The sequence below is a fragment of the Nonomuraea maritima genome (assembly GCF_900100395.1).
GTDB lineage: Bacteria > Actinomycetota > Actinomycetes > Streptosporangiales > Streptosporangiaceae > Nonomuraea > Nonomuraea maritima.
In genome coordinates, this window is record NZ_FNFB01000020.1 from 67086 (window position 1) to 84254 (window position 17169).

The 17169-nt window shown below is 72.5% G+C and carries 17 protein-coding genes and 1 pseudogene; 14 read left to right on the top strand and 4 right to left on the bottom strand.

What is annotated here, in order from left to right; all coding sequences use genetic code 11:
* Positions 1 to 270 precede the first annotated feature (270 nt).
* From BLR04_RS26835 to BLR04_RS26845, 3 genes are read left to right on the top strand one after another with little or no spacing between them, the layout of a single operon-like run.
* Complete coding sequence (locus tag BLR04_RS26835) at positions 271 to 1215, top strand: ATP-binding cassette domain-containing protein (RefSeq protein WP_090770340.1); 945 nt, start codon at positions 271 to 273, stop codon at positions 1213 to 1215.
* On the top strand, positions 1196 to 1939 hold the full coding sequence (locus BLR04_RS26840) for an ABC transporter permease (protein WP_090770341.1): 744 nt from the start codon (positions 1196 to 1198) through the stop codon (positions 1937 to 1939). Before BLR04_RS26835 ends, BLR04_RS26840 begins: the two co-directional genes overlap by 20 nt.
* Before the next feature lie 21 nt (positions 1940 to 1960).
* Positions 1961 to 2494 (top strand): NUDIX hydrolase, encoded by a 534-nt coding sequence (locus BLR04_RS26845; RefSeq protein WP_218129179.1) that lies wholly within the window; start codon positions 1961 to 1963, stop codon positions 2492 to 2494.
* Here the strand turns inward: BLR04_RS26845 and BLR04_RS26850 are convergent.
* Both BLR04_RS26850 and BLR04_RS26855 read right to left on the bottom strand, forming a co-directional pair.
* Positions 2431 to 3132, bottom strand: a complete 702-nt coding sequence (locus BLR04_RS26850) for a flavin reductase family protein (protein ID WP_090770345.1) — start codon at positions 3130 to 3132, stop codon at positions 2431 to 2433. The genes BLR04_RS26845 and BLR04_RS26850 overlap by 64 nt on opposite strands.
* 65 nt (positions 3133 to 3197) lie before the next feature.
* A complete protein-coding gene (locus tag BLR04_RS26855) occupies positions 3198 to 3575 on the bottom strand; it encodes a DUF2255 family protein (protein ID WP_090770347.1) in 378 nt (125 codons plus the stop codon).
* A 121-nt stretch (positions 3576 to 3696) separates the two neighbouring features.
* Between BLR04_RS26855 and BLR04_RS26860 the strand changes: the two genes are divergently transcribed.
* Positions 3697 to 4149: a GNAT family N-acetyltransferase gene (locus BLR04_RS26860; RefSeq protein ID WP_090770350.1), complete on the top strand. Its 453-nt coding sequence runs from the start codon at positions 3697 to 3699 to the stop codon at positions 4147 to 4149.
* A gap of 99 nt (positions 4150 to 4248) precedes the next feature.
* Positions 4249 to 4974: an SDR family oxidoreductase gene (locus BLR04_RS26865; protein WP_090770352.1), complete on the top strand. Its 726-nt coding sequence runs from the start codon at positions 4249 to 4251 to the stop codon at positions 4972 to 4974.
* Positions 4975 to 5090: 116 nt separating this feature from the next.
* On the opposite strand, the gene BLR04_RS26870 is transcribed toward BLR04_RS26865, so the two are convergent.
* Complete coding sequence (locus tag BLR04_RS26870; RefSeq protein WP_143022218.1) at positions 5091 to 5531, bottom strand: hypothetical protein; 441 nt, start codon at positions 5529 to 5531, stop codon at positions 5091 to 5093.
* A 720-nt stretch (positions 5532 to 6251) separates the two neighbouring features.
* Between BLR04_RS26870 and BLR04_RS26875 the strand changes: the two genes are divergently transcribed.
* The 8 genes from BLR04_RS26875 to BLR04_RS26910 are packed head-to-tail and all read left to right on the top strand — an operon-like array spanning position 6252 to position 14971.
* Entirely contained in the window at positions 6252 to 7427 is a 1176-nt protein-coding gene (locus BLR04_RS26875; RefSeq protein ID WP_218129180.1) for an exopolysaccharide biosynthesis polyprenyl glycosylphosphotransferase, read from the top strand.
* Positions 7424 to 8761, top strand: a complete 1338-nt coding sequence (locus BLR04_RS26880; RefSeq protein WP_090770357.1) for an O-antigen ligase family protein — start codon at positions 7424 to 7426, stop codon at positions 8759 to 8761. The genes BLR04_RS26875 and BLR04_RS26880 overlap by 4 nt, the downstream gene beginning before the upstream one ends.
* Positions 8758 to 10260 (top strand): lipid II flippase MurJ, encoded by a 1503-nt coding sequence (locus BLR04_RS26885; RefSeq protein ID WP_090770359.1) that lies wholly within the window; start codon positions 8758 to 8760, stop codon positions 10258 to 10260. Before BLR04_RS26880 ends, BLR04_RS26885 begins: the two co-directional genes overlap by 4 nt.
* Positions 10257 to 10976 carry a polysaccharide deacetylase family protein gene (locus tag BLR04_RS26890; RefSeq protein ID WP_245740567.1) on the top strand — a complete coding sequence of 240 codons (720 nt, stop codon included), beginning with the start codon at positions 10257 to 10259 and terminating at the stop codon, positions 10974 to 10976. The genes BLR04_RS26885 and BLR04_RS26890 overlap by 4 nt, the downstream gene beginning before the upstream one ends.
* Complete coding sequence (locus BLR04_RS26895; protein ID WP_090770475.1) at positions 10973 to 12073, top strand: glycosyltransferase; 1101 nt, start codon at positions 10973 to 10975, stop codon at positions 12071 to 12073. The genes BLR04_RS26890 and BLR04_RS26895 overlap by 4 nt, the downstream gene beginning before the upstream one ends.
* Complete coding sequence (locus tag BLR04_RS26900; RefSeq protein ID WP_090770360.1) at positions 12070 to 12624, top strand: hypothetical protein; 555 nt, start codon at positions 12070 to 12072, stop codon at positions 12622 to 12624. Before BLR04_RS26895 ends, BLR04_RS26900 begins: the two co-directional genes overlap by 4 nt.
* A complete protein-coding gene (locus BLR04_RS26905; RefSeq protein WP_090770362.1) occupies positions 12621 to 13751 on the top strand; it encodes a GNAT family N-acetyltransferase in 1131 nt (376 codons plus the stop codon). Before BLR04_RS26900 ends, BLR04_RS26905 begins: the two co-directional genes overlap by 4 nt.
* Positions 13742 to 14971 carry a glycosyltransferase gene (locus tag BLR04_RS26910; protein ID WP_090770363.1) on the top strand — a complete coding sequence of 410 codons (1230 nt, stop codon included), beginning with the start codon at positions 13742 to 13744 and terminating at the stop codon, positions 14969 to 14971. The genes BLR04_RS26905 and BLR04_RS26910 overlap by 10 nt, the downstream gene beginning before the upstream one ends.
* 176 nt (positions 14972 to 15147) lie before the next feature.
* Here the strand turns inward: BLR04_RS26910 and BLR04_RS42615 are convergent.
* A pseudogene (locus tag BLR04_RS42615) lies at positions 15148 to 15822 on the bottom strand (glycosyl hydrolase); the annotation flags it as partial.
* A gap of 177 nt (positions 15823 to 15999) precedes the next feature.
* On the opposite strand from BLR04_RS42615, the gene BLR04_RS26920 reads away from it, so the two are divergent.
* The gene (locus BLR04_RS26920) at positions 16000 to 17160 is read left to right on the top strand and encodes a carboxylate--amine ligase (RefSeq protein WP_090770367.1); all 1161 of its coding nucleotides are present in this window, start codon (positions 16000 to 16002) and stop codon (positions 17158 to 17160) included.
* Positions 17161 to 17169: the final 9 nt, after the last annotated feature.

The window sequence follows — 17169 nt, forward strand, 5'->3', positions numbered from 1 at the left end:
AAGCCCGACCCCCGAGGCTCCGCGGGCCCTGGACAGCCCGCGCCCGCGGCCCTGAGCAGAAAACCGCACGACAGGTGAGAAACCCCACGTCAGCGCCCTGAAAAAAGTTCACGTACGCCGTCGCGGGCCGCGATGTTTCCGCAGGTCAGCGCCGTTCGTGTACGTCATGTTCGCGTTTGCCAAACGAGTTTGCCCTGCCCAGACTGGTGCCGATCCGCGAATTCCGCCCCCGACCAGGGGTTTCTTCGCCATGCCCGGAGGAGTTCGACCATGATCCACACCCGGGGCCTGACCCGAGTCTTCACCGTCAGGCGAAAGGAGAAGGTGGACGCCGTCCGTGGCGTCGACCTCGACATCGAGGCCGGCCGGCTCGTCGCCTTCCTCGGCCCGAACGGAGCGGGCAAGTCCACCACACTCCGCATGCTCACCACCCTGCTCCCGCCCACCTCCGGCTCCGCCGTCGTCGCCGGCCACGACGTGGTCAAGGACCCGGCCCGCGTCCGTTCCCACATCGGGTACGTGGGCCAGCGCAACAGCGCCGGCGAGGAGCATCGCGTCCGCGACGAGCTCGTCTCCCAGGGCCGCTGCTACGGCCTGCGCCCGCGTGAGGCCACCCGCCGCGCCGACGAGCTGCTCGACCTGCTCGACCTCACGCCGCTGGCGAAACGGCTGCCCGGCACCCTGTCCGGCGGCCAGCGCCGCCGCCTCGACATCGCGCTCGGCCTGGTCCACCGGCCCAGGCTGCTCTTCATGGACGAGCCCTCGACCGGCCTCGACCCGAAGAGCCGCGCCGAGATCTGGCAGCACATCCTGCGGCTGCGGGAGACGTACGGGACCACGCTGCTCCTCACCACCCACTACCTGGAGGAGGCCGACAGCATGGCCGAACGGGTGGTGATCATCGACGGCGGGCGCATCATCGCCGACGGCACCGCCGAGCAGCTCAAGAACGACCTCGCGGGCGACCACGTCGTCGTCACCACCGCCACCGCGCAGGACGCCGAGAAGGCCGTCCGCGTCGCCGGCGGGACGGCCAGGGACACCACCGTGCGCCTGCGGGTCGACCGGGCGGCCGCCGCGCTGCCCGGCCACCTCAGGACCCTCGACGCCGCCGGCGTCAAGGTCACCGCCGCCGAGACCGTCCGGCCCACCCTCGACGACGTGTTCCTCACCCTGACCGGGAGAAGCCTCACCGATGACGACCTTCCTGCGTGACACCACCACCGTTTTCTCCCGCGAGCTCAGGCCCGCCCTGCGCAACCCGGTCGGCCTGCTGTTCGACATGGGGCAGCCGCTGCTGTTCCTCTTCCTGTTCGGGACGCTGCTGGACGGCGCCGTCGGCTCGTCGTGGCAGTGGTTCGTCCCCGGCATCCTCGTGATGATGTGCCTGACCGGGCCCATGGGCGCCGGGTACGGGCTGCTGGTCGAGCTGCTCGGCGGCGCGTTCGAACGCCTGCTGGTCACGCCGCTGAACCGTACGGCGATGCTGGTGGGCAAGTGCATGAAGGCGACGCTCACGCTGCTCGCGCAGGCGGTGCTGATCATCCTGCTGGCCCTGCCGCTCGGCTTCGAGCCGCACGCGGTGGGCGTGCCGGCCGCGCTGGCCCAGCTCATGGTGTTCGCGGTGGGCCTCGGCGCGCTGTCGTTCGTGCTGGCGGTCAAGTCGGCGCCCAGCGGCACCCTGTTCTACGTGGTGAGCCAGTCGGTGCTCTTCCCGCTGCTGCTGCTGTCCGGGGTGCTGCTGCCGCTGGAGTCGGCCCCCGGGTGGCTGCGCGTCCTCGGGCAGCTCAACCCGGTGACGTACGTCGTTGCCGCTCAGCGCGCGCTGTACGCGGGCGACCTCGCCGACCCCTCCGTCCTGTACGGCGGCATCGCGGTCTGCGTGGTCGCCGCGGTCGGCCTCCACCTCGGGAACCGGGCCATGCGGAAGGGCGTCTGACCCACCGGCATGATGGGGCCCATGACGCAGTTGGTGGCGACCCACACCGTGCCGTGGATCCCCGTGGCGCACCGCCTCGACCTGATCCTGTCCGACACCCTCCCGCCGGTCGACCGGACGACGTCCGCGTTCGCGTTCGTGGCGGACGAGGCGGGCCGGACACTCATGACCCGCGTCGAGCGCGAGGGCCGCGGCTGGGACATCCCTGGCGGTCACCTGGAGCCGGGCGAGGACGCCGCCACGGCCGCCGCCCGGGAGCTGTACGAGGAGACCGGCCTGCGGGTGCCGGTCTCCTCGCTGTCGGTCCTCGCCTGGCAGCGCATCGAGCTGCTGGAGCCGCCGCCCGCCGGATACCGGTACCCGGCGCTGGCGTACATGGTGATGTTCCGGGGGTCCGTGGCGGGGGTGGGCGCGCCGACGCGCCCGCCCGCCGGGTCGGAGAGCAGCCGGGCCGACTGGATGGCACCGGACGAGATCGAGCGGGCCTGCCCTCAGAGCACCTGGCTGCCCCTGGTGGGGATCGCGCGGGCCCGATCCACGTCGTCGCTGCGGTAGCAGCGCTCGGGGATCGTGGCGAGGGCCGACGGGCGCAGCCGCGGGCCGAGGCCGTACAGCTGCTGGAAACTCATGATCAGCGGACGCCAGGCGTCGGGGTCGATGTGGTCGTCCGTACCCGGTGTGCGGATGTCCTCGTGCACCCAGACGCGCTGCACCCGCACCTCGAACGCGACCGTCCCGCCGTCGTCGACGGGGTGGTGGCGTTCGAGCACGGCCTCCATGGCGACCGGGCACTCGGCCGCGCGCGGCGGCGTCACCGTCTCCGACGGGACGGCGGTCAGCCCGGCCTGGCCGAACTTGTCCTCGACGTACCGGTAGCCGCGTTCGTACTTGCGCTCGGGCACCGGGTTCACCTGCGTGGTGAGGGCCAGCCGGTCCACCGCGTGCGCCAGGGCGTCGGACGGCAGGTTCAGCACGCACTCACCGGTCGCCAGCAGGTTGCGGGCGGTCTTCGACCTGGTCCCCAGCCCCAGCACGGCCCGCCACCCCAGCCAGAAGGCCGACGACATCGGCGCCAGGTTCGGCACGCCGTCCTCGTCGCAGGAGGAGATCAGGACGACGGGGGTGCCGAAGTAGAGGATGCTCGGCTCCAGCGCGGTGTGCACGGCAGCGGGAGTACGTATGTCGGTGCTCATGGCCGACCACTCTCGCCCGCCACAGCGGCCTCCCGCTGGCGGCCATCGGACCTCGCGTCATGGGCTCAGCGCGGCAGGAGCCTGAGGGTCGTCGTGCGGGCGTCGGACGACACCATGGCCTCGACGTAGTTCTGGCCGTACCGGTGGTACTTGCTGCGGTAGGCCGCGTCGATCTGCTCGTTGAGCTCCGGGTCGGTCTCCGCCACGAACGTGACGTCCCGGTCGACGCCGCCCGCCTGGATGCGCCCCTGGCTGCTGGTCAGGGCCGCGCGGTACCAGCGGCCGTCCGTCCCCTTGTACGACCGGACGTAGAGGCCGTCGTCATGGCGTACGACCCAGATCGGCACCGGCCTGAGCCGGGCGCCGTCGCCGCCCAGCGGCGCGACCTCCAGCTCGTCCGCGGTCGAGATCCGGTTGATCTCGTCACTCGTCCAGGTCGGCATCGGTCCGTCCCCCTTGTGGTCGATGGATATGGCCCGGCGCTCCGATCTTCACCGCTGCCACCCCCACCACCCGGTCAGACGCGCCGGACCGCCGAGATCGGCGGCCTTCTAGGGTGTCCGCATGAGACTCGCCCCCATCACCCCCGCGAACATCGACCGCGCCCTCGCCGTACGGGTCCGTCCCGACCAGGAGCGGTTGGTCTCCCCCGTGGTGAAGTCGCTGGCCGAGGCGTACGTGCACCCTGAGGCGTGGCCCCGCCTGATCCTCGACGGCGACACCGCCGTCGGGTTCGTCATGGCGTTCGTCGACATCGACTGGGACGGCAAGGGTGTCGACTTCCGGTCGGGGTTGTGGCGGCTGAACGTGTCGTCCGAGGCGCAGGGGCGCGGGGTCGGGCGGTTCGCCGTCGCGGCGGTGGCCGACGAGGTGCGGCGGCGCGGCGCCGACCGCATGTACGTCACCTGGGAGCCCGGTGACGACGGCCCCGAGGGGTTCTACTGCAGGCTCGGCTTCCGGCTGACGGGTGAGACCAGCGGGGGCCAGACGGTCGGTGTTCTCGACCTGAAGGTCTAGCCAGGGGTTGGCAACCCCAGGCTGACGGGTCAGCGGCCAGGGGGTTCGGGTGTTGCACCGGACACCGGGGCAACCCGGCGAACTCGAAGGAGAACGCACATGAGCAGTGTGATCATCGTCGGCGGCACCGCGGGCATCGGTCTGGAGCTCGCCAAGCACTACGCCGTACGGGGTAGATCCGTCGTGGTGAGCGGCCGCGACCGAGAGCGGGCCGAGCAGGCCGCCGCGGAAGTGGACAAGATCGCCGTCGCGGACGCAGGCGGGAACGCGCCGCAGGCCAGGGGCATCGCCCTCGACCTCAGCCGCCCGCAGGACATCGCCGCCGCGCTCTCCGACGTCGGCCCGGTCGACCGGCTCGTCCTCACCGCGATCGAACGCGACCTCAACTCCATCGCCGGCTACGACGTGGAGCGGGCCGTCCGGCTCACCACGCTGAAGCTGGTGGGCTACCACGCGGTGGTGAACGCGCTGCTGCCGCAGCTGTCCCCGGACAGTTCCGTGCTGTTCTTCGGCGGGGTGGCGAAGGACCGCCCGTACGCGGGGTCCACGACGGTGTCGACGATCAACGCCGGTGTCGTGGGCATGGTCCGTACGCTCTCGGTGGAGATCGCCCCGATCCGGGTGAACTCCATCCACCCGGGCATCGTGGGCGACTCGCCGTTCTGGCTGGCGAAGCCGGCCGCCCTGGAGGACGCCCGCCGCCGCACGCTGACCGACCGCTCCCCCACGACGGCCGACGTCGTGGACGCGTCCGTCTTCCTGCTGGAGAACCGCGCGGTGAACGGCGTGGACCTGCACGTGGACGGCGGTCGCCGCGAGCTCTGATCGCCCGATGGCACACGGAAGAGCGGGCGCCCTCGCCAGGGAGCGCCCGCTCAGTCGTTCTTCCTGTCCCGTCTCCTCACGGAGCCGGGACCGGCGACTTATCCGGAAATATGAGGTCAGCGGTAGTAGCGGTAGCTGCCCCAGTTGAAGTGGTTGTCCCAGCCGTAGCCGTACCGGATGCGGATGTCGTCCACGTCACGGCCGAACACGAGGTCCTTCTCGTAGAAGTTCTTCGTGGAGAACCGCTTGTAGTGGTGCCAGCGGCCGTCACGCTTGTAGTACACGTCGAACCAGGTGAAGCCGCGGTCGTGGCGGTCGCGGTCCCACAGCTTGAAGTTCAGGTAGTAGCGGCCGTTGTTGCGGCCCCACTGGTAGCCGATGCGGCCGTCGTGGCCGCCGACGTAGAGGTACTTCCAGCCGGAGAAGGCCTGGGCCGAGGCGGCGACAGGCGCGTTCGCCGTCGTCGCGGTCGCGGCCGACGCCGGAGCCGCGAAAGCCCCCGCGGCCAGGGCGCCGGCGAGGACGGTGCCGGCGAACAACTTACGGATGTTTCGCACAGTTTCCTCCATTGAGTGAGCGTCTCGGGACGAGTACGCCTTTTGCCCGTACCGGACACGCGGTCCGGACGACACTCAAGCTACGGAGAACCGGCCAACAGTTCTGTGGCCAAATACGCACAACCCCTCGAATGTGCATTTTTACTCATAACGAGGGACCTTTCCCGGCAGCGGCGACCCACCGCCCAGCACGCTGCGTGATCGCCACCGACAGCGCGTACACCGCCGGGAGCTATCGGTACAGCCGGGACTCACCACCCCAATTCTGCGCCCAAACGTCACGACGGCATTCGCATCACCAAAGAGCCGCCAACGAAATCTTGCGTGACCCTACGGGCCATGACCCCTTCATGTTCTCGATTTCGCCGGAGCTCGCGACTATGATCAAGGATTCGCAAGGTCATTGTTCGCGTATTACACAGGAAATCCCTAAACCACGCCTAAATATAGGCAAGCCGCCCAAAAGGCGACTGTTGGCTTTTTCGGTAGGATTGGACCAGCCACTCAGCAGCTGATCTGGTCAAACTAGCTATTTCCGGAGAAGTAGTGGCTGTTCGTATTGGAGGCGACCGCCAGGTCGGGCGGCGATCGACGCGTCGCGGCCACCGGGTGGCAGCGCAGCCGCTCGGTCCCGTCTGCATCGACCTGACCAGTATGGCTTTCACGGCCACCACGGCCGGTCAGGAAATACCGCGAATCGCACTCGCGGCCATTCTCGTCGTGGGGCTCAATTGCGCCGGACGCGTCTACGCGCCGCGCATTCTGCCCTCCAGCCTCGATCGCGGGCTCTGGATCGCCGGAGCCGGACTCGTCGCCGCGCTCGCCGCCTTCTGGCATGCGACGTCACTGACCGTGGTCGCGCTGAGCGCCGCCCTCTTCGCCGTGTGCGCCGTGTCGCTGCGCGGCGTCCTGTACTTCGTGGCGCGCAGGGCCCACATGAACGGCAGGGCGGCCGCCGCCCTCGTGGTCGGAGCCGGCCCGCACGGGCAGAACCTGGCGACCGCCCTGCTCGCCCACCCCGAGTACGGCCTGCTCCCCCTCGGGTTCCTGCACGAGAACACGGTCGAGAAACCGCCCCTGAGCGTGCTCGGCGGGCCGGCCGACGCCACCTCCGTCATCCGGGCCCACGGCGTGCGCGCCGTGATCATCGCCGGCCAGGACCACCACGGCATCGCACGAACGGCCGCCGAACTGGGCTGCGACGTCTTCCTCGCCCCCGAACCCGGCACGCCGGTCACCGACTTCGTCAGCCTGCGCGAACACGTGTACGGCTTCCCTGTCGTCCGCATGCGGGCCCCGGCGTGGCGCAGGCCGTCCTGGCCGGTCAAGCGCGCGCTCGACGTGCTGCTCGCCGCGACCGGGCTCGTCGTGAGCGCCCCGCTCCTCGCGGTCTGCGCCCTGCTGGCCGCCTGGGAGACCGGCCCCGGCCTGCTGTTCAGGCAGCGCCGCGTGGGCCGCCTCGGCCGTCCGATCGAGGTGATCAAGCTCCGCACGCTGAAGCCCGCGACGACGCACGAGTCGGAGACCCTGTGGAGCATCGCCCACGACAGCCGGCTCGGGCCGATCGGCCGGGTGCTGCGCAGGACGTCCTTCGACGAGCTCCCCCAGCTCTGGAACGTTCTCAAGGGCGACATGAGCCTCGTCGGCCCGCGTCCCGAGCGCCCCTATTTCGTGGAGGAGTTCTCCAGCGCCGTTCCCGGCTACGACCTGCGGCACCGGCTCCCGGTGGGCATCACCGGGTGGGCGCAGATCCACGGACTGCGCGGCGACACCTCGATCGAGGACCGCGCCCGCTTCGACAACCACTACATCGACGGGTGGACCTTGCGTACGGACCTCAAGATCATGTTGTTGACGGTGTGGTCGATGATCCGGCCGGGCGGGAGCCAGTCATGAAGGCCCTCATCGAGCGGCCCAGCCTGGCCGCGGCCGCCACCGTGCTGATCTCGTGCCTGCCGGCGGACCGGACCGCCACCGGCGTGCACGTCTCGGCCGCCGACCTGACCTCGGTCGCACTGATCGTCCTCGCGGCCGCCTTCCTGCTGTCAGGGCGCCGGGCGGGCGTGATCGACGTGGCCGGCCGCCGTCCGTCCCTCAGGACCGGCGTGATGGACGTGGCAGGGACGCTGGAGAGGCGGGCCGTCGTGCTGGCGCCGCTCGCGGCGGCCGCCACCGTCGCGCTGCTGGCCTCGGCCGACACGATGGCGAGCCTGCCCGGCTACCTGCGCTTCCTCCAGGTGTTCGTCCTCGTCCCGCTGGCCGTCCTGGTGACCGTGCGCGACCGCGCCGACGTCATGATCGTGGCCGGGTCGGTCGTCGGAGCCGCGACCCTGCAGGGCGTGCTCGGCTGCTACCAGGTGCTCACCGGCACCGGGGCCGCCTACGAGGGCGAACGGGTACGCGCCGTCGGCACCTTCGGCGCCCCCGACGTCATGGGCATGGCCACCATGGTCAGCTACGGGGTCGTCATCCTGCTGGCCGCAGGCCTGTCCGTACGGGGCAACGGCCGCGTCCTCGCGCTCGGCGGCGCGGGCCTGCTGTGTGTCCCGCTCGCGCTCTCGCTCAGCCGGGGCAGCTGGATCGCCGTCATCTGCGCCGTACTCGTCGTGCTCTTCCTGCACAGCCGGGCCGTCGCCGCCCGGGTGGTCCTCGTGGGCGCCGTGGGCGCGGCGCTCGCGTTCGCGGCCGGCACCGGGTCCGACCTGCTCGACCGGCGGCTCGCCTCGATCACCGAGGTCGTGACCGACCCCGACCAGTCGGTGAGCGACCGCTACAGCCTCTGGACCGCGGCCACGGGCATGTGGGTCGACAACCCGCTGACCGGGGTGGGCCCGCGCCGGTTCGGTGAGCTGCGCGACACGTACGCGCCGCTCGAACTGTCCTCCGGCAGCGACACCGACGACCCCGTGCACGGTTACGAACGCCGGCCGCTGCTCTCGCCGCACAACATGTACCTGCTGATCCTGAGCGAACAGGGGCTGCTCGGGCTGGCCGCGTTCGCCGGGTTCCTGGGCTGTCTGGCCTGGTGGGCGGCCCGCGGGGCCGTGCTCGCCGCCGCCGGGCTCGTCACCTGGCACGTCGTCAGCTTCACCTACGGCGACATCGGCGGGCCGTCCACGATGGTCACGTCCGTCGCCCTCGGCCTGGCCCTGGCGCTCGTCGCCGGCCGGCACCGGGCGGCGGTCCGAACGGAGAACCGCGCCGCGGTGGGCGCGGGGGCCGCGCGATGACGACGGCCTCGTCGGCCACCGTCCGGGCCGTCGGCATCACCGCCGTGCTCACCGGATGCGGGTCGGCGCTCGGCTTCGTCCGCGACCTGGCGCTCGGCATGCTGTTCGGGGCGGACGCCGGCACCGACGCCTTCCTCGTGGCCTGGACCATCCCCGAGACCGCCGCGCCGCTGCTCATCGAGGGCGCGATGGCGTTCGTGCTGGTCCCCTTGTTCAGCCGGTGGATCGAGCTGGGGCACGACGTCCGCGACCTGATCGCGTCCACGCTGCCGCGCCTGTGCGGCGGGCTCGTCGCGCTCGGCGCGCTGGCCGCGGCCGCGGCGCCGTGGCTCGTCGGCTGGCTCGCCCCCGGCATCCCGCGCCCCGACCTGGCCGTCGACTGCATGCGGGTGGCCTCCGTCACGATCCTGACGTTCGGCCTGGCCGGTTACCTGAGCGCGGCCCTGCGCTCCCACGGCTCGTTCACCGCGCCGGCCGCGATCTACGTCGCCTACAACGTGGGCATCGTCGCCTGTGTGGTGGCGCTGCGGGAGCAGGGCGCGTACGCCGCCGCGATCGGGGTGGCCGCCGGCGGCGTCGGCATGGTCCTCGTCCAGGTGCCCGCGTTCCTGCGGCGCTTCGGCGCGCCGGCCCGGTCCGCGCGGCGGGTGCCGGTGCCGCTGATCGCGTTCCTGCCGGTGGCGGTGTTCACGCTGACCCGCCAGTTCCAGGTGTTCGTGGAACGCCACGTCGGCTCGGCGCTGCCGGAGGGGTCGATCTCGCACCTCAACTACGCGCAGAAGATCGCCCAGGTGCCGATGGTGCTCTCGCTCATCATCGCGACGGTGAGCTTCCCGCAGCTCGCCCGCGCCGTCACCGCCGGGGACGACGTCCGGGCCCGCCGCCGGCTGGCCCGCGACCTGGTCGCCGGTTCCGCGATCGTGCTCCCGTCGACCGCGGCCCTGATCGTCTGCGCTCCGGACCTCGTCGCGACCCTGCTCCAGTACGGCGCCTTCACCGAGGCCGACACCGCCGCCACCGCGCACATCATGCGCGTGTACGCGCTCGGCCTGCTCGGCCAGGCGCTGGTCGGCATCGTGAGCAGGACGTACTTCTGCCGGGCCGGCTCCTACTGGTACCCGGCGCTGGCGATGGCGGCCGGCCTGGCCGTGACCGTCGCGATGGCCAGGCCCGCCTTCGGGACCACCGGGATCGCCGCGGCCAACGCGGCGGGGATCACGCTCACCGCCGTGCTGCTGCTCGCCGGGGGGCGGCGGCGGGTCGTCGCCCTGCCACTCGGCGCGGTCGCCGGGCCGCTCGGCGGCCTGCTCGCGGCCACGGTCGCCGCTGGCGCCGCCGGGTGGGGGGTCCAGACGCTCGCCGCGGGCCTGTCCCAGCCGGCCCGCGTGATCGCGACCGGGACCGCGATCGCCGCCGTCTTCTGCGCCGTCGCGGTCGTGACGCGAGCCGGTGCGGCGCTCACCGACGACAACGACACCAGGATGCGAGGTCGCGCATGACCGCCATGCCGTACGTGCTCATGTACCACTCCGTCGAGAAATGCGACAGCGACCCGCACAACATCACCGTCTCGCCCGGCCGCTTCGCCCGGCAGCTGCGCTGGCTGGCCGACCAGGGGCTGGTCGGCGTGTCGATGCGCGAACTGCTGCGCGCCCAGGCGGCCGGGGCCTCCCGCGGCCTGGTCGGGCTGACCTTCGACGACGGGTACGAGGACTTCCTCGGCGAGGTCGTGCCCGCCCTTCTGCGCCACCGGTTCACCGCGACGGTGTTCGTCGTCTCCGGGCTGCTCGGCGAGCACAACGTCTGGGACGCCGACGCCCCGCGCAAACCGCTCATGGACGCCGACGGCGTGCGCTGGGCGGCCATGCAGGGCATGGAGATCGGCTCGCACTCCGTCCGCCACCGCTCGCTGACCGGGCTGAGCGACAGCGACCTGTGGCACGAGGTCGCGGCCGGCAAAGCAGACCTGGAGGACGTCCTCGGCCACGAGGTGAGCGGCTTCTGCTACCCCTACGGACACGTCACCCAGCGGGAGGCGGACGCCGTGCGCCGCGCCGGGTACTCCTACGCCTGCGCCATCCGCACCTCCCCGGTCGGCGGCCGGCACGCGCTGCCCCGCACGTACATCGGCGAGAAGGACGGCGCGCTGCGGCTGCGGGTCAAGCGGGTCAGGCACCGGACGCAGACGCGCCGCTGGGGCCGGTGGGGCCGGTGAAGGTCCTGCACGTCATCACCGGCCTGGCGGCGGGCGGCGCCGAGCAGCAGCTGCGGTCGCTGCTCCCGCACCTGCGCGCCCGGTGCGAGGTCGCGGTGCTCACCGGGCGCGGCGCGCTCGCGGAGGCCATCGAGCGCACCGGCGTGCCCGTCCACCACGTCGGCATGCGCGGCAACCGCGACCTGCGCGCCGTCGGGCGGCTGGCGCGGCTGATGCGCCGGCAGCGCTACGACGTGGTGCACACGCACCTCTACCGCGCCTGCGTGTACGGGAGGCTGGCCGCGCGGCTGGCGCGGGTCCCTGCCATCGTCGCCACCGAGCACTCCATCGGCCGCGAGCACATCGAGGGCCGCCGCCTCACCCGCCCGATCAGGGCGCTCTACCTGGCCAGCGAACGGCTCGGGCACCGTACGGTCGCCGTCTCGCCGTCGGTGGTGGAGCGGCTGACCGCCTGGGGTGTCCCCCGCCGCCGCATGGTGGTCATCCCGAACGGTCTCGACGGCGCGGCGTTCGGCTTCGACCCCGGCCTGCGCCGGCGGGCCCGCGAGGACCTGGGGCTCGCCACGGACACGTTCGTGGTCGGCGGGGTCGGCCGTCTGGAGCCGGTCAAGCGCTTCGACCGGCTGATCGCCGCGATGCCGTCGCTCGGCGACACGATCCTGCTGCTCGTCGGCTCGGGCTCCTGCGAGCAGCGGCTGCGCGAGCAGACCCGCGCGCTCGGGGTCGAGCGGCGGGTGCGCTTCGCCGGGGAATCGCCGCACGTCAGGGCCATGCTCTCGGCCATGGACGTGCTGGTCGCGCCCTCCGCCGAGGAGACGTTCGGGCTCGCCGTGGTCGAGGCGCTCGCCTGCGGCCTGCCGGTGCTGTACGACAACTGCCCGGCCATCGACGACCTGCCGCCGGGGTCGGCTCCGGGCGCCATGCGCGTCCCACCCGACCGGCTCGCGGCCGAACTGACCAGGCTCGCCGCCCGGCCGCCCGCCCGGCTGGCCCCGCCCGACGCCGTCCGCTTCTACGACGTCCGCCGCCAGGCGGACCAACTCGAGTCGCTCTACCAGCGCCTGCTCGGCGCCACACCCACGGAGAAGGAACGATGAAGCTCACCCGGATCACCAACCTGGCCTCGCGATGGTGGCTCGCGCTGTCCCTGACGGCTGGAGCCGCGGGCGGACTGACGTACGCGCTGGCCACGGACGCCGTCTACGCCGCCGACGCCTACGTCGTGGTGGCGGGAGGCGATCCGGTGCAGTCGGCCCACTTCGCCACCGCCTACGCCAGGATCGCCGGCCATCCCGGCCTGCTCACCACCGACCGCGCCGAGCAGGACGCCCTCAGCGTGGCGGCCTCGCCCGACGCGCCGCTGGTGCGGCTCACCTCCGAGGCGACCACGGGCACCGAGGCCGCGGCGCGGGCCAACCGGGCCGCGAGCGCGCTGGTCAACTACGCCAACACGCACGCGACCGACACCCGGGTACGGCTGGCGTCCTTCGCCACCGCCGCTGCCCCGGTGCGGCCCGCGTCGCCGCTCCCGCTGATCAGCGTGGCCGTCGGGGCGTTCGGCGCCGTGCTCGTGGGCGGTCTCGTCAGGATGGCCGCGCCGTACGCGCGCCGCGAGCCGGCGGCAGCGCTGAGCGGGGCGGGCGCGTGACGTCGTCCACCTCGCGGGCCTCGCACGCGCGGCTGGCACTTCGGGTCGTCACCAAGGGCGAGGACCTGGCCGCGCTGTCGGCCGAATGGGCGGACCTGTACGCGCGCAGCTCGACCGCGACGCCGTTCCAGTCGTACGGGTGGCTGTGCTCCTGGTGGCGGGTCTACGGGACGCCGGGTCGGCTTCGGGTGTTCCTGGCCCGCCGCGACGGCCGTCTCGTCGCGGCGGCGCCGTTCCGGCTGGAGCGCCGGATGGGGTGCCGGGTGCTGACGCCCGTCGGCGGGACGCAGTCCGACTTCACCGACATCGTGGTGGACGACGGGGAGGGCGACGCCGGGCTGTGCGAGCTGCGCTCCGGCCTGCTGGCCCAGCCCGGTTGGGACGTGATCGACGTCCCGGAGGCCCGGCCCGGCGCGGCGATCCTCCGGCTGGCCCGGCTCTGGGGCGTCCGGTCGTGGACGATGCCCAGCTCCACCTGCCTGCAGTTGCCCGGCCGGCCCCTCGAGGAGGTGCTCGACGGGCTGAAGCCGAGCCGGGCCCGCAAGCTGCGCGCCCGGCTGCGCAAGCTGGACCGGATGGAGCTGTCGGTGACGTCCGTCGGGGCGGACCGGGCCGAGCACACGATGACCGAGCTGCTGCGCCTGCACACCCTGCAGTGGCAGGACCGGCCCATCAACGTCCTGCACACCCAGCCGCGCTTCCGCGAGCACCTGACGCGGGCCGCGCAGTCGATGGTGGCCGACGGCCACGCGGGCCTGGCCGAGTACCGGGTCGGCGGACGGCTGATGGCCTGCGACTTCTCGGTGGTCGGCAAGGACTTCGTGGGCGGCTACCTGTACGGGTGCCATCCCGACCTGCGTGCCGAGGCCGACATCTTGATGATGCTGCTGCGCGAGAACCTGGCGACGGCCGGCCGGCTCGGCAAGCGGACGGTCAGCATGCTGCGCGGCGACGAGGAGTACAAGGCCAAGTGGGAGTGCGAGGTCGTCCCCAACCAGCGGGTGATGCTCGGCCGCAACCTGCGCGCCGGCGCCTACGCGGCCACCACCGGCATGCGCGCGACCGGACGTGACGTGGCGAAACGGCGGTTCCCAAGGCTGGCGCAGAGGATCACGACATGGCGCTGACACCGAGCGTCCTGCACGTCACGCAGCCGGTGGACGGCGGGGTCGGGGCGTACGTCGCGACCGTGGTCGCCGACCAGGTGCGGCGCGGCTGGCGGGTCGCGGTGGCCTGCCCGCGCGGCGGCCCGCTGCCCCGCGAGCTGGCCGCCCTCGGCGTGCCCCACCTCGACTGGACGGCGCGGCGCGCGCCGGGCGTCGGCGACGCCGCGCAGGCGGCGCGGCTGTGGGGGATCGTCCGCCGCTTCGGCCCGGACGTGGTGCACCTGCACTCGTCCAAGGCGGGGCTGGCCGGGCGGCTCGCGATCAGGGGGCGCGTGCCCACGCTGTTCCAGCCGCACGGCTGGTCCTGGCTGGCCCTGCGCGGGCCGGCCGCCCGCGCGGCGCTCGGCTGGGAGCGGCTGGCCGCCCGCTGGAGCGACCGGATCGTCTGCGTCGGCACGGGAGAGGCCGGCCTGGCCAGGCAGCACGGCGTCCGCGGCGGCATCGTCGTGGTCCGCAACGGCGTCGACCTGCGCCGTTTCCGCCCTGCCGGACCGGCCGAGCGGGCGGCCGCCCGCGCCAGGCTCGGCATCGACGGCGCGGCGCCGCTCGCGGTCTGCGTCGGCCGGGTCACCCGCCAGAAGGGGCAGGACCTGCTGCTGTCGGCGTGGGAGCGGGTCGCCGCCCGCGACGAGCGGGCGCGGCTCGCCGTCGTCGGCGACGGCCCGCTGCTCGGCGCGCTGCGTTCACGCGCCGTGCCGCGCGTTCAGTTCGCCGGTGCTTCTTCCGACGTCAGCTCCTGGTACGCCGCGTCCGACGTGGTGGTGCTGCCCTCCCGCTGGGAGGGGCTGCCGCTCACCGCGCTGGAGGCGCTCGCCTCCGGCAGGTCGCTGGTCGCCTCCGACGTGCCAGGGCTGAGCGAGCTGGTGTCCGGCGGGGTCGGCGCGGTCGTCGCGCCCGGTGACGACGCCGGGCTGGCCGAGGCGCTGCTGCTCAGGCTCGGGCAGCCGGAGCTGGCCGCCGCGGAAGGGGCCGCCGCCGCGTCGCTGGCCGCCGGGTTCGACGTGGACGACGCGATGGACTCGCTGGCCGGGCACGTGCTCGGCACGACCACCGGATGCAGCGACGGGCTGGGCGCGGGAACGGCACTCGGGGCCGTCGACGGCACGGGCCGCAGCCGCTTGCGGAACACCTCCGCCGAGCGCGGGTTCGACGAGCACAACCAGACGCCATGCGGGCAGTAGTCGGTGATCGAGTGGTAGGCCACGTCGTGACGTTCGATCCAGTCGAGCATCTTCTCGACGAACTGCGGCCGGTCGCCGTACCGGAACAGGCCCCACTCGGGGAACGAGATGGGCTTGCCGCGCTCCTCGGCGAACTTGGCCTGCGCCTCCAGCCCGTACGGCTGGTTGACGTAGTCGGAGAAGTCGCGCCCCGGCCACTGGTCGTAGGAGTCCATGCCGATGATGTCGACCACGTCGTCACCCGGGTAGCACTCGGTCCAGGGGATCGCGTCGCGCCCGCGGCTGGGGGCGAAGTCGAAGCGGAACTGCTGGCCGGGCGTCGCGCGCATGGTCGTCACGATGCGCCGCCAGTAGTCCTTCCACGCCTGCGGGTTGGGCGCGCACCTGCTGGAGTAGGTCGTGCCGTTCATCTCCCAGCCCAGCACGATGATCGTGTCGCCGGCGCCGGACGACACCAGCTTGCGGGCCAGCTGCCCGAAGTGGTGGTCGCGCGCGCCGTTCGCCCCCGCCTGCAGCTCGCCCGCCACCGCGTGGTCGGGCATCCCGGCCTCGTTGGGGGCGACCATCGGCACGTTCAGCGCCAGGATGCGGCCGGGCGTGGCGGCCTTCCAGCGCAGCCACGGATCGAGGACGAACGACGCGCCCTCGATCGACTCCCATCGCTCACCCGGCAGGTAGGTGCGGCCCACCGTGACCTTGCGCCGGAGCCACCCCTCGAACTTGGCCAGGTGCTTGGGGCCGCGTTCGTCCGAGGCGAGGAAGATGCCGATCGCCGCGTCGGAGCCGTCCTGGGCGCGCCCCTCGTTGTCGTCGAATCCGAGCCATTCTCCGACGCCGAGCCATGCGGCCATGACGCAAGCGGTAGCCACCGCAAGCGAACACCGCAGGAAAACCCTCGCCCTCGACACCGCATCCCCCCTGTTGCTGCTTTTCGTTCATTGCCTACACCGCGTAGGACGACACCCCTGAAAGCCCATTCACGAATGGTTACATTCATGAATTTTCCGCAAAGGAGCAGGACGTAATTGATGCTTGATCACACCGTCCCGGCGCTCGTACTGCGGCTGGACTCCAACATGTTCCACCATGGGACGCTCGGCGCCATCCGTTCGCTCGGCAGGGCCGGCGTGGAGGTTCACGCTTTGATCGGCTCCGACGACGAGCCGGCCGCCCGGTCCCGGTACCTCACCCGGGTCCACCCGTGGCCGCACGAACGCGACGTCGTACGGTCGCTGCTCCAGGTGGCCGACGACATCGGCCGCAGGGCCGTGCTGCTGGCGATGGACGACGCGAGCGCCATCGCCGTCGCCGAGCACGCCGACGAGCTGGCCCCGTACTACCTGCTGCCCCGGCAGGAGCCGCGGCTGCCGCGCGTGCTCGCGGACAAGCGGCTGCTGGCCGAGCTGTGTGCCGAACTCGGGATCCCCCAGCCGCAGACGCGGCTGATCCGCGACGAGCGCGACGCCGACGACGCCGTCGCCGCCTTCGGGCTGCCGCTGGTCGCCAAGTGGGCCCAGCCCTGGCTGCTGCCGTCCGGACTCGGCCTGCGCAACACCTCGCTCGTCCACCACCCTCGCGACCTCGCGCGGCTGCTGCCGCACGCGAGCGACCGCGACCTGCTCTTCCAGCGGTACGTGCCGGGCGGGCAGGGCTGCGACTGGTTCTACCACGGCTACTTCGACGAGCACTCCCAGAGCCTGTACGACGGCGCGGGCCGCAAGGAGCGGTCCTACCCGAGGGGCGCGGGGCTCACCACCTACGGGCGCTGGGTGCGCAACCCGGCGGTCGAGGACATGGCCCGCGCGCTGGCGGAGAAGCTCGGCTACCGCGGCGTCCTCGACATCGACTTCCGGCACGACCCGGCCGAGGACGTCTACCACCTGCTCGACTGCAACCCCCGCCTCGGCGCCCAGTTCCGGCTGTTCACCGACGCCGACGGCCTGGACCTGGTTCGTGTCGCGCACCTGCACCTGTCCGGCCACCGGCCCTCGCGCGGCCCTGCGGCGTACGGCCGGACGTACGTGGTGGAGAACTACGAGCTGTTCACCGCGGGCCCGCTGGCCCTGCCCGCGCTCGCCATGGCCGACGAACTGGCCTGGATGGCGCCCGACGACCCCCGCCCGTTCGCGGCCATGGCCACTCGGACGATCAGGCGCGGTCTCGCCCGGATCACCCGCTCCGGCGATTAGCACTGTGGA

Bases quoted from the DNA above. Each gene is read 5' to 3' on its own strand.
- BLR04_RS26835 (WP_090770340.1), top strand. From the start codon at position 271: ATGATCCACACCCGGGGCCTGACCCGAGTCTTCACCGTCAGGCGAAAG.
- BLR04_RS26840 (WP_090770341.1), top strand. From the start codon at position 1,196: ATGACGACCTTCCTGCGTGACACCACCACCGTTTTCTCCCGCGAGCTC.
- BLR04_RS26845 (WP_218129179.1), top strand. From the start codon at position 1,961: ATGACGCAGTTGGTGGCGACCCACACCGTGCCGTGGATCCCCGTGGCG.
- BLR04_RS26850 (WP_090770345.1), bottom strand. From the start codon at position 3,132: ATGAGCACCGACATACGTACTCCCGCTGCCGTGCACACCGCGCTGGAG.
- BLR04_RS26855 (WP_090770347.1), bottom strand. From the start codon at position 3,575: ATGCCGACCTGGACGAGTGACGAGATCAACCGGATCTCGACCGCGGAC.
- BLR04_RS26860 (WP_090770350.1), top strand. From the start codon at position 3,697: ATGAGACTCGCCCCCATCACCCCCGCGAACATCGACCGCGCCCTCGCC.
- BLR04_RS26865 (WP_090770352.1), top strand. From the start codon at position 4,249: ATGAGCAGTGTGATCATCGTCGGCGGCACCGCGGGCATCGGTCTGGAG.
- BLR04_RS26880 (WP_090770357.1), top strand. From the start codon at position 7,424: ATGAAGGCCCTCATCGAGCGGCCCAGCCTGGCCGCGGCCGCCACCGTG.
- BLR04_RS26885 (WP_090770359.1), top strand. From the start codon at position 8,758: ATGACGACGGCCTCGTCGGCCACCGTCCGGGCCGTCGGCATCACCGCC.
- BLR04_RS26890 (WP_245740567.1), top strand. From the start codon at position 10,257: ATGACCGCCATGCCGTACGTGCTCATGTACCACTCCGTCGAGAAATGC.
- BLR04_RS26900 (WP_090770360.1), top strand. From the start codon at position 12,070: ATGAAGCTCACCCGGATCACCAACCTGGCCTCGCGATGGTGGCTCGCG.
- BLR04_RS26910 (WP_090770363.1), top strand. From the start codon at position 13,742: ATGGCGCTGACACCGAGCGTCCTGCACGTCACGCAGCCGGTGGACGGC.
- BLR04_RS26920 (WP_090770367.1), top strand. From the start codon at position 16,000: ATGCTTGATCACACCGTCCCGGCGCTCGTACTGCGGCTGGACTCCAAC.